This is a genomic window from Nocardia sp. BMG111209 (assembly GCF_000381925.1).
Taxonomy (GTDB): domain Bacteria; phylum Actinomycetota; class Actinomycetes; order Mycobacteriales; family Mycobacteriaceae; genus Nocardia.
On record NZ_KB907307.1, the window covers coordinates 3,497,253 to 3,510,850 of the forward strand.

Annotated in this window: 12 protein-coding genes and 1 tRNA gene; 4 read left to right on the forward strand and 9 right to left on the reverse strand. The window is 63.6% G+C overall.

Annotation, left to right across the window (positions count from 1 at the left end; genetic code table 11):
* Nucleotides 1–1,044 precede the first annotated feature (1,044 nt).
* Together G361_RS49425 and G361_RS48360 are read right to left on the reverse strand one after the other, a co-directional pair.
* Nucleotides 1,045–1,998 carry a hypothetical protein gene (locus tag G361_RS49425; RefSeq protein ID WP_155981473.1) on the reverse strand — a complete coding sequence of 318 codons (954 nt, stop codon included), beginning with the start codon at nt 1,996–1,998 and terminating at the stop codon, nt 1,045–1,047.
* Between the two features lie 163 nt (nt 1,999–2,161).
* Nucleotides 2,162–3,895 carry an AIPR family protein gene (locus G361_RS48360; protein ID WP_081635398.1) on the reverse strand — a complete coding sequence of 578 codons (1,734 nt, stop codon included), beginning with the start codon at nt 3,893–3,895 and terminating at the stop codon, nt 2,162–2,164.
* A gap of 752 nt (nt 3,896–4,647) precedes the next feature.
* Between G361_RS48360 and G361_RS0116110 the strand changes: the two genes are divergently transcribed.
* A tRNA-Ala gene (locus G361_RS0116110) sits at nt 4,648–4,718 on the forward strand.
* 787 nt (nt 4,719–5,505) lie between these two features.
* Here G361_RS0116110 and G361_RS0116115 read toward each other — a convergent pair.
* The 5 genes from G361_RS0116115 to G361_RS0116135 form a co-directional block, all read right to left on the reverse strand.
* The gene (locus tag G361_RS0116115; RefSeq protein WP_019928127.1) at nt 5,506–5,877 is read right to left on the reverse strand and encodes a hypothetical protein; all 372 of its coding nucleotides are present in this window, start codon (nt 5,875–5,877) and stop codon (nt 5,506–5,508) included.
* A 53-nt stretch (nt 5,878–5,930) separates the two neighbouring features.
* Nucleotides 5,931–6,350, reverse strand: coding sequence for a roadblock/LC7 domain-containing protein (locus tag G361_RS0116120; protein WP_036495135.1), 420 nt, complete (start codon nt 6,348–6,350; stop codon nt 5,931–5,933).
* Between the two features lie 71 nt (nt 6,351–6,421).
* Nucleotides 6,422–7,390, reverse strand: a complete 969-nt coding sequence (locus tag G361_RS0116125; RefSeq protein WP_019928129.1) for a hypothetical protein — start codon at nt 7,388–7,390, stop codon at nt 6,422–6,424.
* Nucleotides 7,383–7,769: a hypothetical protein gene (locus G361_RS0116130; RefSeq protein ID WP_036494132.1), complete on the reverse strand. Its 387-nt coding sequence runs from the start codon at nt 7,767–7,769 to the stop codon at nt 7,383–7,385. Before G361_RS0116130 ends, G361_RS0116125 begins: the two co-directional genes overlap by 8 nt.
* A 16-nt stretch (nt 7,770–7,785) precedes the next feature.
* Entirely contained in the window at nt 7,786–8,067 is a 282-nt protein-coding gene (locus tag G361_RS0116135) for a hypothetical protein (protein ID WP_019928131.1), read from the reverse strand.
* Nucleotides 8,068–9,186: 1,119 nt separating this feature from the next.
* On the opposite strand from G361_RS0116135, the gene G361_RS43810 reads away from it, so the two are divergent.
* The 3 genes from G361_RS43810 (at nt 9,187) to G361_RS0116155 (ending at nt 11,091) form a co-directional block, all read left to right on the forward strand.
* A complete protein-coding gene (locus tag G361_RS43810; protein ID WP_036495136.1) occupies nt 9,187–9,747 on the forward strand; it encodes a phenylacetaldoxime dehydratase family protein in 561 nt (186 codons plus the stop codon).
* Nucleotides 9,748–9,896: 149 nt separating this feature from the next.
* Entirely contained in the window at nt 9,897–10,523 is a 627-nt protein-coding gene (locus G361_RS43815; RefSeq protein ID WP_019928134.1) for a low molecular weight phosphatase family protein, read from the forward strand.
* Between the two features lie 181 nt (nt 10,524–10,704).
* On the forward strand, nt 10,705–11,091 hold the full coding sequence (locus G361_RS0116155; RefSeq protein WP_019928135.1) for a hypothetical protein: 387 nt from the start codon (nt 10,705–10,707) through the stop codon (nt 11,089–11,091).
* 45 nt (nt 11,092–11,136) lie between these two features.
* On the opposite strand, the gene G361_RS0116160 is transcribed toward G361_RS0116155, so the two are convergent.
* Together G361_RS0116160 and pyk are read right to left on the reverse strand one after the other, a co-directional pair.
* Nucleotides 11,137–12,066, reverse strand: coding sequence for an acyl-CoA thioesterase II (locus G361_RS0116160; protein WP_052172806.1), 930 nt, complete (start codon nt 12,064–12,066; stop codon nt 11,137–11,139).
* A 13-nt stretch (nt 12,067–12,079) separates the two neighbouring features.
* Complete coding sequence (pyk, locus tag G361_RS0116165) at nt 12,080–13,501, reverse strand: pyruvate kinase (protein ID WP_026343096.1); 1,422 nt, start codon at nt 13,499–13,501, stop codon at nt 12,080–12,082.
* Nucleotides 13,502–13,598: the final 97 nt, after the last annotated feature.

Below are 13,598 nucleotides of genomic sequence, written 5' to 3' on the forward strand. Positions count from 1 at the left end.
TTCGCTCCGGCCGAACGAGTCAAGGACCACCCTCCGGGTGTCCGCTACGCGGTGCTGCGCATCCTTGAGACGACCGACCTCCACAGAGAGCGGCATCTATGAGGAAGGCGGGGGAGAGCAGTCATGAGATGGCGGATAGACGACCTATCCGCGACAAACCGCTTGTCCAGCAACTATCGTCAGTTGACGTGAATACTCTTGGCGTCCTGGGCTTTTTGCTATCACTGGTGGCACTTGCCTGGAACGTTGTCCTTACATGGCTCCGATGGCCGCGGATTGCTGTCGTCCTCAAGAAGTCTGTGCATATAACGATCAGCATCTCTGCCGGGCCGACTCGCACGGCGTCATCTGTAGTCATGGGCTCAGACCAAGTTGTCGCAAGCAAGCTTGAACCTCCCGATTCGGTATCCGAGACCGTCCATTTGGTGATAGTGAACACGGGCGCAGAAGCGTGCACAATCGCCAACATTGGACTACGCGCCGGCACGGCAGGCATCGACTATGAATATCTCGCTCAAGAGGAACATCCCGTTCCAATAGGCCCCACTCTCCCTGTTAGAGTTGAAGGCCACGGAAGTGAAGTGTGGATATTCAAAGAGCAACACCTTGGTATTTTTGGGCAAGGTACCCTAGTGACAGGATGGGCTGAACGGTATGTGACGCTTCCCTGGTGGCGTAAAAATCTCCGTCGATGGCGAGATCGTGTCACTGGTTTGAGCGAGCAACAAACACCGGAAGGCCGGTGGCAACGAGCGAAAGTCCGTTCTGAACTCCTCGCTGCCAGGATAATCCGCCTCGATACCTTTCTGACCAAGACGCTGCGCCTCGAGCAGGCCCACGCTCGTCGAACAAGATCAGACATCTCCATTGTCCGGAGTGGTGGGCGCCGTCAAGAAAAAGTCAGCTAGTCGCTCGACGACATCCGGGCATCGAGGACACCTTGACGTCACCCATTAAACGAACCACTTTGCCCGGTTGAGTGATTCGCGCCTCCTGGCAGTGTCGGTCCGCGCGTCCGCAGATGGCCGGAGTTTACAGATCGACTCACACGTTGGATGCTACTTCCGCTTCCGGGTCATGGAAGAAACCCGGGAGAGTGCGCCGGATGACCGTGGCGAATTCCTCGTTATCGTCGAAATTCCACCCCGCGTATAAATGCATCCAGGAAAGTGCGTTGTAGATGGCGCCGACTGCAAACTTCGTCAAGTCAACGAGGTGCCGAATGGTGACTTTCTGTTCGGAAACTAGATGGCCAGCATGCGGAATGTAGCTCATCCGCTGCCGGATAGCATAAAGGGTCGGGTGCGTACTGTTGGACAGGAACCCATACACGCCCTCGGCGATATCGGGGGTCATATTCTCGCCGCCGAATCTGACGATTTGGGCCAAAAACCACTTGACCACCTCAGTAAGCCCAATCCCAACCTCGCCGTTGATGGTAATCGGATGGTCCAAGTCTCTGCCGGTCGTAGAAGGAAAAGCTTTCTCAATCTCAGCCCGCAACGCCCTGAACTTCCGGTCTGCTTCAACGTAAGCGTCTGATCCCTTGCCTCCCAACCGCTTAGCGTCCTCTTTAGCCTTCACTGTGCTCAGACGGTTAAGAATGTAAGTACGCGCCAATCGACCCTTTGCGTCATACATCAGCGGATTATCACCGATCGTCCAGACAGCGTATGAGCACGCTTCCAGAGTCGCCCGCGCCGGTTCTTCGACGGTCCCGAACACCTCATGGCTATGTATCAACCCGCGCAGTCCGCCGCATTTGTTTGCAGCGTGTTGTAGACCACTACAGACAGTCTCCATTACGATATGAGAATCGGGAATCCCGAGCCGCTCATACTCGGCGATGTCGTGACCGGCAGCAGATCCGGCAGCGGGCGTCCAGTGGTAGTCATCGCGGATGCGCAGGAACGCTTCCCTGCAAGCTGACAAAACCTCGGCCAACCCTTCAAGTTGAGCGGCCGTTGCCGGGTCAGGGTCGTTGACTGTGTGTCGCATATCTCAACGCTATCGGTCTTGCTCAGACGGCTCTACCGGTTTTCGGCATCCTGCTCTTCCCCATTGCCTGATACGCGCATCGGAGACTGCGGCCCGAACCGTGCGACTGCGCCACGCCGCGCTGGTAACTCGATCCTCGGGCATAGTGCTCGCCTAGATGATTTTAGTGTGCGCTCCCACGAGAGGGACCCAACTTATTCGCCGCAGCTTTCACAGCATCCGTAAAGCTCTGAGTTTTAACGAGATCGCGTGACAACGACGCACCGCCAACGGCAGCGTCTACAGCTTCTATCGCCTTCTTGAACGCTGCAACAGCCTCAGTATCCGACCATAATATCTCCGCGATATCGTCCGCGTATCTAGAGATCTTATTGGCGGTTAGGTCAGGCATAGATGCTCCCTTTACGACATATCTGAGAGCCATCAAGAGTTGAAATCTTGCAGGTTTATAATAAACCGGAATGAGTCCATTTCGCCATAAGTACTCAAGCTTATAGAACCCATAAGCGGCTACGTAATACGGCTCCTTCTTGTGTTTATCGTTGAATATCTTTGCACCGATGAGGTTATATAAATCGGAGTAGTATCGCGTCGATTTATGTGCCTCATCCAGAAACATTGCCGCGAAGGATCTTATCTGCTGGGATTTTCCGATAATCCGCACCTTCTCGATTCCGCTAACAGCAGCATACTGCTTTGAACGGCGCTCGTAGTAAAGTTTCTTCTTGTCAGGGTACGCACCGTAGAGCGCTTCGAGTTGCTCCTGAAATTTTCCTCGGGAAATAAGATCGTCTGCGGTTACTTCGGTCTGGCGATTGGTGGCAACGATAATGGAGCTAATAATTTTCTCATCTGTCGTCGCCACTACCTTCAACGGGATGAATATTTCGTCGCCAAGTCTTCCCTTCAAATTGAAAAGTACATGGCTCGTCTGGCAACCGTTTACTATCTGATAGTCCCGGACGGTGAATCTATTTTTGACAACTCGCAGTTCCCTAGCCACGAGCGTGACTCCATTGTTCAATACCGCGAAACGCTGCTGTCCTACTGGGTCTTCCAGAGTCGCTTTAATCTCAACGTTAACCTTGTTGTCGCCTTGAAAATCTCGGAGGTTATCATAGAAGAGGGTCCGCCGGATATTTCCCGTTTCATCTGTTATGAGTTCAAAGTACTCGGAAGCGGGCACCACCCCGAGATACGCCTCGGACACCCCGTCTATGTCAGGAATGAGTGTTTTGTTTACGAAATTGAACTCAACTTCAACACTATTCTTCGAACGCTCGTATGCTTTCTGCACCTCAGAGGCACCTACCGGGCGAAATGTCACGCTCCCGAAAAGGCCAGTATCTGACAATTTTTTACGGCGCTTGTCGGCCCTGCTCACCAAATGCGGATCCCCCGACCATGTGCCGGTACTAACGTACGCCAGCTCCACGGCCGGCGGTCGCCCCTTGAACTTTATGCTCTTATCATAGATATAGCTCATTATTTCTCGGGCAGCGCTGATATCGGAGTTTGTAGGAGTAGATAGATCTTCGGAGAAGAAATCGTCAACACCGTCGAAAAATATACCGATCTCGGCGTCATCGAAATTTTTTGCCGACTTTGCTTGAATGAATAGAAATTTGACATCCAGGAAGCTGTTGATGTCGAGAAGATCGCCTACCTCTTCACACGACGTCACTATAACGCCATTAACAATGATGGCGATTCCGTCGATGCCTAAATCGTTTCCCCCGCCAACTTGGAGTTCGAGGAGGTCGAATTCTTCATCGTAAACGTTTGAGACAGCGCAGTAGATGGCGAAGCGCTCGAACGCATCGGCATCTGACATGGATTTCGGCAATGACTGATCTTGCCGAAACTCGGTTAGGTAAGCCTTGGTTATGCGATCCATCTAACCTCCTCTTGCATTCAAGATAGCGTCTACGTTGGCTCGTTTTCTTTGCCGCCGAATCTACAGCCTGGGGCACGCGTTTGGAAATTGAACACACGCCAGTCGTCGGATCCTCTGCGATACCGGCGATCGCTTTCGAGTCGTATGCGTAGCCTTCGGGGAGCAGGACGACTACCGCCGCAAGCGGACTCGGTGCGTAGCCCGGCAGTCGGATACCGAACGCCCTGTGGCGCGACGACCAGACGGAGCACCACGGAATCCGACCCGAGCATGCCCCCAGGGCAGACGATCAAGGAAGAGTTGGAGTGCCACAACCGCGCCAGATACCAGGTCAACAGCGGTAGAACGCGGCACCCGTGTGTACCCTCTGACCTGGGTAAGCCCTGTTCACCCGCCCAGACTCCTGATTCCCAAACTGAGAGCGCACATGTCCGGGACATTTGCCGAATCCATGCAGTCCAGCTGTTGTCACAGCGGTGTCACAAGTCGCCTGGATCGCCACGGACGCGACGCGACTTCCGCGGAGGAGAAGCTGCCTCACGTGGGAGTATGGACAAACGCGGTACCTCCGCGGACACCGGGTAGTCGACTTGTAAACGAGTGCCTCCAAAGCCACCCGGGATACCACCGACATACCGCCAGATATTCCCGGCCCCACTCTGCCGCAGTTGATCTCGCCACCGACAGACACAGCCTAACCGACCCGGGGTACCGCTCGAACCCACCTCGAACCGGGGTCGTACACTGGTATCGCTGGTAGCTCAGCGGATAGAGCACCCCCTTCGCAGGAGGACGGTCGCGGGTTCGAATCCCGCCCGGCCCACAAGAAGCGGGATGACGTAATGTCATCCCGCTTCCATCACCTCTGGCACCAACCGACCCACGACGGTAGGGGTAGGTGGTGGTGGCAGCAGCTCGTTACGTCTGGCCTGAATCAGGAGACCTCCCGGCAAGCCGTAGAAGACGTTCTTGAAAGCGTTCCACAATTCACTCTTCATGGCGCCTCCCTTCGACTTCTCCGTACTGCTGGAATCACGCGGCTCCGCGGAGCCGCCGAACTTCGCGTCCAGGGCGGGGAAAACACCGAAGATAAAGAACGAGCTGCACGCAGCTACGGCCAGCAACGCCGCATGCGACGCTCCAGGCCCAAACCACACGCAACGAACTGCCTTGTGCCACCACACTTTTAAGTTGGACCCGCTCCGGGCGTACCTCCGGGGGGCAATACATCCTGCCACAGTCGCAACCTGTCCGTCAACTCGGCCGAGCATGGCTCAACATGGCGGCCGGTGACCTCCCAGCGCTATTCGACCGATTCCCGTCCGCAGTTGGTCCGCAGCAGCCCACGATGCGACCGATTCCGACCAACGAACCCAACGAGCGAATCGCCTGGTCATCCGACCCCCGCGGTCGCCACCAACAGCCGTCAACTCAGGCAAACGTCGAGAGGTACAATCTCAAAAACCGTTGTCCTCACGGACGTGTGGGTTCGAGTCCCACACTCGGCACAGTTTTTCCGGCGGTACCGGCGGTGAATTCCGGCACCGCCGCCGTGCGATTTCTCCCGGGCTTTCCGGGCATGTGCCGCGCGATCCGATCGCGAAGTCGTGTTATACCTCCAGTTCCTCTTCGATGGTCTTCAGGCGGTGCCGGGCCAGGGCGAGATTGGCCCGGCCGCGGTCGAGTGCCAGATAGAGGAACAGGCCCTTGGATTTACGTCCGGTCATCGGCCGGATGATGTGGTATTGGGCGGAGAGGGTGATCAGGATGTCCTCGATCTCCTCCTTGAGGCCGAGCTGATCGATCGTGCGCATCTTGGAGCGCACCACCTCGGTGTTGCCGGCCGCCGCGACCTGGAGGTCCAGTGCCTTCGAGCTGCCGAGCATGCCGAGGGCCATACCGCTGCCGTAGTCGACGACCGCGGCCCCCACCGCGCCGTCGATGGTCATCATGTCCTTCAGGGCGAGATCCATATTGGTCATGCCGATTCCTTTTCCTTGTTTCCGTCGGGTTCTTCGCTGCGAGGGTTGGTGATTCATCCGGTATCGGTGATCCGGTCCGTACCGGGCTCGGCCACGGCAGGCTTGAGATGGTCGGCGATCGCACGGGCCGCCGGCCGGGATTCCAGGTGCAGCCGGCCCACGTTCACGTCGGGTCCGGCCAGTACGGTCAGCGAGGTCCAGCCGGCCGCGTAGATCACCGCGTAGCCGTCGGTGCCGTTGACCACGACCTCGTGGAAGCCGCCGCCGTGCGCGGTGGTGACCAGGCGATGCGACACCGCCAGCTGGGAGGCCGCCAGCGCCGCGATGCCGTTGGGCTCGATGTGCGACGGCAGGGTGTGCGCGACCAGCAGCCCGTCGTTGGACGCGACCAGCGCGCCGGTCAGCGCGGGCAGTCGCTCCCGTAGCGCCCGCAACTCGGCCAGCACCTTCGGATTCGGTTCGGATCCGGGCATCGCCACCTTGGTAAACCTCCCTATGAATTCGCCGAGCACGGTGCTGCGTGTGTTCCGCCGCAGTCGCAAGGTCACACGAACTCCTCCAACGCCGTCCTGAGCCGGACCAGCAACTCGCGATCCACCGGTTTCCAGATCTCCGGCACCGCGGCGGCCTCGGCCGGCGCCACGGTGGCGCGCGGTGCCGAGGTCTCGCCCGGCTCCGCGGGCACCGCGTGGCGGGGTCCCGCACCGGACGGCGCCGAATCATGTTGTCCGGCAGCGTTTTCCGGAGGATCCGCGGCGGCGGCGTGGCGTGGTCCCGGCGCGCGCGGCGGCGCCTCCGGCGGGACCACGGTGATCCGGCGACGGCGCGGCAGCGGCGCGAGCGCGGCCGGGGCGGGGGCCGGGGCGGCCGGTACCGCGGGCGGCCGGGCGGCACTCGGCGCCTCGAGCAGGCCCACCCGCGTCAGCCGCCGCACCGCCACCAGGCAGCCGTAGCTGGTGCGGCCCAGATCCCCGGCGATCCCCGCGATACTGCGCCGGGCGTCGGCGGCCGCCAGGATCTCGGCCTCGCCGCCGGTGAGCGGCACCCGCTTGCGCCGGGTGCGGCGCGCCGGCACCACCGGTGCGCGGTCGACCAGTTCCAGCGGCCACGATCCGGGTTCGGCCGCGTGGCGGCGATCGCATTCGTGCACCAGCACCTCGAGCGGGATCCGGCAGACGGCGGCGAGCCACTGCGCGGGCGCCGGGCGGAACTCGGGCGTCCCGGGTTCGGCGAGCAGGAAATACGCGGCGTCGAACACCGCGAGCATGGCCAGCATCTGCAGCCGTGGCCGGCGCAGTATCGGGCCGGGATCACCGGCCTGCGCGCGCTGCCAGTCGTCGGCGGTGGCCAGGCCGGTCGTCACCACCAACTGCTCCAGGCCGGGGGTGCGCGGGCAGCCGGCGCCGGTGATCCGGCCGTCGGCGAAGTGCAGGACGCCGTCGCCGACGGTCAGTGTGCCGGTGGACCGCTCGTCGGCCATCCGCCGCAGTTCCGTGATGAGCGCCTCACCCATGGCCGCCTCCGGTCAGTTCGGCGAGGATCGCCCGCACCCGGAATCGCGCGAACGCGAGATTGCTACCGCCCTCGGCATCGAACACCGCGTGCACGAACAGCCGGCCGATGTAGTCGCCGTCCACCAGATTCAGCAGATGGAATCGTGTTGCGCCACTGACGATCAGCTCGGCGCCGCCGTCGTCACCCACCGCCAGCGCCGGACAGCCGAGGACCGCGCGCACCACGTCGGTGGTGCCGGCCGCGTCCTCGTGTTCGTCCAGCGGATCGTGCGAACCGGCCGCCGCGATCGCCAGTCCACTCGCCCCGTCCACCAATGTCACGCTGCGCGCCCCCGGTATTGCCATGATCTCGTCCAGACACCCGTCGATCCCCGTCACCGAGTACTCCGCCCCGTCACGACCGGCCGGCCTCCCGGACGACCCGCCGGGTCCGCGCGAGCGTCCCCGCGTCCACCGCGTCGCGGCGGGCGGGGCGAACTGCCCGCCGCGGCGTCCGGATCTCCTCGATCCGCACCACGTCCCGGCCCCGGAGCAGCGCCGGGACGGCGCCCGGCCGTCTGCCGGTCGACCCGTCGACGGCGCCGGCCGAAATCCGTTCCGGCGCCTCCGTCCTCGGATTTCGGACCGGCGATCCGACCTGTCCGGCCGGATCGCCGCTCGTCGTCGGGGAGTTCATCTGCGCCTTTCTGTGGAGGATCCGGTGCTGGGAGCCGGATACGGTTCGCGGATTCCGCCCGCGCCCCGCCGCGGCACCACGGGAATGCGATGTCGCGGCGGCTGTTCCGGTCGTCCGGGTGCCGCGGCGGCGTTCGCCACGGCCCGGGGTCGCGACGCCACGATGGCTGTCCGGGCGCGCGGCGGCACGACAGCGGGTCGCCGGATTCGGTGTGGGCCGGGCGATCACCGGGGTGCCGCGCGGCCTGGGCCCGCAACCGGTGAGCGTTCGCGGTGATCGGTGCGCCGGGATGTGGCACGGCGATCACGACCGTGGGGCCGCTGTCGGCGGCCGCCCGGAATCGGTCCCCGATCCGGTCCGCGGCGACGGTGAACGCGGCATCGTGGGTCACCGCGCGGCGCGGCGCGGACAATTCCGCGGCGCCCGCGACCGTATGCCGGGGCCGGGGCTCGGGCATTCCGGGCGCACCGGGAGAATTGACGGCGAGTACCGCGCCGCGCACGAGAGGAAAAACACCGCCCGGATCGCCGAGGACACGTAAAATATCGGTAAACCGTTCGGCGGCAGCATTCGACAATTCGACCACCACATGTCGTGATGCTTTCCGGCCATGGGCCGAACCCGTTCCGAAACCGGACGTCATGGTTCGAATCCCGGGAGAGGGGGAGCTATTCGGTCCGCTCGGCACCGGCTGCACGTGCACCCGAAATTGCACGCTCGCGCAGCGGGTGGATCAGCGGGGCGAACATCGGAAGAATGCCGGGAACTTCGGTGGCCGCCACGGCCTGCGCACATTATTCAACAGGTGTCCTGAGGGAAGAGTCGGTGAGAATACGGCGGTTGATCACGATCCCCGTGATTGCCGTACGACAAGCATCCTGTCAGCGTTGCTGATTTCAAGCAACCGCTTCCGAGAAATTAATTCGATACCACTCGGTCGATTTGCTGGCTACCTTTTCGCGATTCGGGCATAACGGACAAGCAAGGCGCCTCGACGCCGCCCGGACCGCATCCCGCCGGACCGCGGGAACCCGCACGACACACCGGCATTCGTATCGTCGAACCGAACCCGTACCGGCACCGTAGTTCTCGTAGAGACGCTTCGTGGAGGACGTGACAGTGCGAGTACAGCGCTTGACAGCGGACCTGTCCGGATATCCGGATCTGGTCGTCGTATATCTCGGGATGCGGGTGCACACCCTGCGCGGCACGGCCCGGCTGCTCGGCGTCGGGCCGAAACTGTATCGGTCGCACCGGGATCGGCCCGACGGCCTGCTGTGGCACGACGACATCATCTGGTCGCTGTTCCCGCCGCACTGGGGCGCGCGCCAGTACTGGCGCGATCTGGACAGCCTGGAGCGATGGACGCGCAGCGATCCGCACCGGCAGTGGTGGGAACAATTCCTGCGCGACTCCGGCGGCACCGGATTCTGGCACGAGGCCTATTTCGCGCGGGGCGGCATCGACGCCATGTACGACGACATGTCCACGCCCGCCGGCCTGGCCCGGTTCGCGCCGACCGTGCCGTCGCGCGGGCGGCTGTTCTCCACCCGCGGCCGCATCCACGGCACCGGGGCGGCCGCCCGGGGCCACGACGCCGCCGGCGGCGCCGCCCCCGTGATTGCCGAGCAGACCTACTATGCCGACGAACCGGCCGCACCCGCGCCCCGCGACGAATAGTTAGGCGACCGAATGGATTACCCACTCGAGCGACCTTCTGGCTAACGGTCGGCGACGGTTGGCTACCAGTGGATGAACACTCGCCCGCCGGACTGTGATTCGCCCGTGATCGGCTTCAGATTCCGCATCCCGCGCCCTACCGTACTGCCATGCACGTCCTGTTCGTCTGCAACAGCAATGTGTGTCGTTCGGTCATCGCCGAACGACTCACCACGGCGTTGGCGGCCGAACACGGGCTGACCGACCTGACCGCGGAGAGCGCCGGTACCCGCGCGCTGGTCGGATTCGGGGTGGAACCGCTTGCCGCGCAAGCGATCACCGGACTCGGCGGCGATGCGAGCGGATTCAAGGCGCGCCGGTTGCAGCCGGCCATGATCGAGCGCGCGGACCTGATCCTCACGATGACCGACCACATCCGTGACGACGTAGGCAAACTCGTGGCATCGGCGGCGACCCGGACGTTCACGCTGCTCGAGGCGTTCCGGATCGCGCGGGTCAGCGGGGCCCGCACGGTCACCGAAATCGACCGGGCCCGAAACGATCTCGCCCTGGTCGGACGGGAGAACATCGCCGATCCGGTCGGCCTGTCACCGGAGAAGTACTGCGAGATCGGCGACCGGATCGCCGGTGCGGTGGTGCCGCTGCTGCTGGCCCTGCACATCCATCAGGGCCGCGGCACGGACGAGCGCGGACGGCCGCGCCTGGTCGTGCTGCCGGGCGGACGGGCCCAGCCACAGCCGTTCGAGCGGCACCTCGGAATCGGCCGCCACGCCTGAGCGTTTCCACGACATTTCGGACGACCCGCGCACACCCGGGCCGGTGACACGCCTGATTCTCGCCAATTCGAGTATTCGGGTCTACACTTCCCGCGAACACTTCCGCAGCCGACGGTTCGACACAAGAACAGGACTGAACGACATGCCGAAACGCATTTCGGATGTTTCGCTCCATGTTTATGTGACACCGGAAACTCTCGAGCGCGTCGTCGCGACCGTACGCCGCGTGGTCGACGATCACGTCGCCGACCGTGATGTCTTCGCCTGGCGCTTCACCCTCCCGGTCGACGCCGACCACCACGCCCACACGATGCTCGAAACCCGGTGGCGCCTGGACAATCCGGCGGCCGAGCCCGGCACCCGCGGCACCTACGAGATCGCGCTCAGCCTCGTCGGCGCCCCGGACCTGCTCACCGAGGCGGATCTGATCGACCTGGAACGCCGTCTGGTACAAGGCATTTCGACCGGATACGGCTGCGGTGCGGCCGCCGTGCCGTACGTCCTGCACGCCAGCAGCCGCGACAGTTTCGACATGGAGGAGAACTCGGAGCGCCTCACCAGCCTCTGAGCGCCGCGAGCGCTTCCGGGCGGTCGGCCGGAACTCCCGGCCGCACTACCGATTACGCGCCGGCCAGTGCCGGATACAACCCTCCTGCACCACCGTGGCCAGCAGTTCACCGGACTGCGAATAGTAGTGTCCGGTGGCCAGACCGCGCGAACCCGCGGCCACCGGCGACTGTGTCGCGTACAGCGCCCACTCGTCGAACCGGAACGGCCGGTGGAACCAGATGGAGTGGTTGACCGTGATCGCCAGCAGCCGATCCAGCCCCCAGGCCAGCCCGTGCGTGGTGATGATCGAATCCAGCACCGTGGTGTCGGACGAATAGCCCAGTGCCGCAACATGAATCAGCGGATCGTCGGGCAACCGGCCGTCGGCGCGCATCCACACCCGATTGTGTTCGAGGGTGCCGCCGGTGCTCTTCAGGATCCAGGCGGGCTCGTTGGCGAAGCGCATCTCGATCGGGCGCGGGGCCTTCACGAACATCTCCAGCTTGTCCTCGAAGCCCGCGAAGGACTCCTCCACCCGGACCAGCCCCTCCGGGCCCGGCACATCGGGCGCCGCGGTGGCGTGTTCCAGACCGGGCACCCAGTCCTGGAACGCCGCCAGCATCACGAACAGCTCCTCGCCGTCCTGGCTGGCGACCACCATCCGGTTGGCGAGGTTGCGCGCGTCCCGGATGCGCTGCACCCGGAACTCGATGGGCTGCTTCGGATCTCCGCCGCGCACGAAATGCGCGTTGATCGCGTGCAGCGGACGCGACTGCCGGGACGAGCCCGGGGCCGTCACCGTCCGGCCGGCGGCCACGATCGCCTGCGCCACCAGTTGCCCGCCGAAGGTGCGACTCCACACCTTCCGCGGATGGTGACCGAGGAACACGTCCTCGCCGGCCTGCTCCAGATCGAGCAGGCCGAGCAGCTCACCGAGGTCGCCTGCCTCCGGCGCGCCGCCCGGCGGGTGCGCGGACTCCCGTGACTCGCCCAGCGTCGCGCTCAAATCAGTGGTCCTCCTCGCCGATGCGATGCACGTGGATCAGGTTGGTGGACCCGACGGTGCCCGGCGGGGAGCCGGCCACGATCACCACGAGATCACCCTTACGGTACCGATTCATCGACAGCAGCTCCTTGTCGACCTGACCGATCATCTCGTCGGTGGTCGCCACGGACGGCACGATGAACGTCTCGACACCCCAGGTCAGCGCGAGCTGGCTGCGGATCTCCGGCAGCGGCGTGAAGGCCAGCAGCGGCAGCGGGGTGTGCAGGCGGGCCAGCCGCCGCACGGTGTCGCCGGACTGGGTGAAGGCCACCAGCGCCTTGGCGTTGAGCCGTTCGCCGATATCGCGCGCCGCGTACGAGATGACACCGCGCTTGGTGCGCGGCACGTGGGTCAGCGGCGGCACCCGGGTGGAGGATTCGGCCTCCACCGCGTGCACGATCCGGGCCATGGTGCGGACCGTCTCGATCGGATAGTCGCCGACCGAGGTCTCACCGGAGAGCATGACCGCGTCCGCACCGTCGAGGACGGCGTTGGCGACATCGGACGCCTCGGCGCGGGTGGGCCGCGAGTTGGTGATCATCGACTCCAGCATCTGGGTCGCGACGATCACCGGCTTGGCATTTTCCCGGGCCATCTGGATGGCCCGCTTCTGCACGAGCGGCACCTGCTCCAGCGGCAGCTCCACGCCCAGGTCGCCGCGCGCGACCATGACCGCGTCGAAGGCGAGCACGATGGCCTCGAGATTGTCGATGGCCTCCGGCTTCTCCAGCTTGCCGATCACCGGTACCCGGCGGCCGACCCGGTCCATGATGTCGTGCACGAGTTCGACATCGGCCGGCGAGCGGACGAACGACAGCGCGATGAAGTCGACGCCGAGCTCCAGCGCGAACTCCAGATCCTCGATGTCCTTCTCCGACAGGGCCGGAACCGACACGTCCATACCGGGCAGCGATACGCCCTTGTTGTTCGAGACCGGGCCGCCCTCGGTGACCCGGCAGACCACGTCGTTGCCCTCGACCCGGAGCACGACCAGGCCGACCTTGCCGTCGTCGACCAGCAGCCGATCGCCGGCCTTGGCGTCGGCGGCCAGTTGTTTGTAGGTGGTGGAGACGCGGTCGTGACTGCCGTCGATGTCCTCGACGGTGATCCGCACCTCCTCCCCGGTGGCCCAGAAGGTCTTGCCGTCGGTGAAACGGCCGAGCCTGATCTTGGGGCCCTGTAGATCCGCGAGAATGCCCACGGCGCGGCCGAGTTGGTCGGCCGCGCGCCGCACCTTCTGATAGTTCTCAGCGTGGTCGGCGTGTTCGCCGTGACTGAAATTCAACCGGGCCACGTCCATGCCGCTTTCGACAAGTTCGCGGATCCGGTCCTCGGCGGCGGTAGCCGGACCGAGGGTGCACACAATCTTTGTCCGTCGCATCACGAGTCAACCCTAGTCTGCCGAGGGAGGTATACCGATTCGGCATACCCATCGCTATCAATTGCACTGAACATGATCTGCGTCACGACCCGGTGGCCGC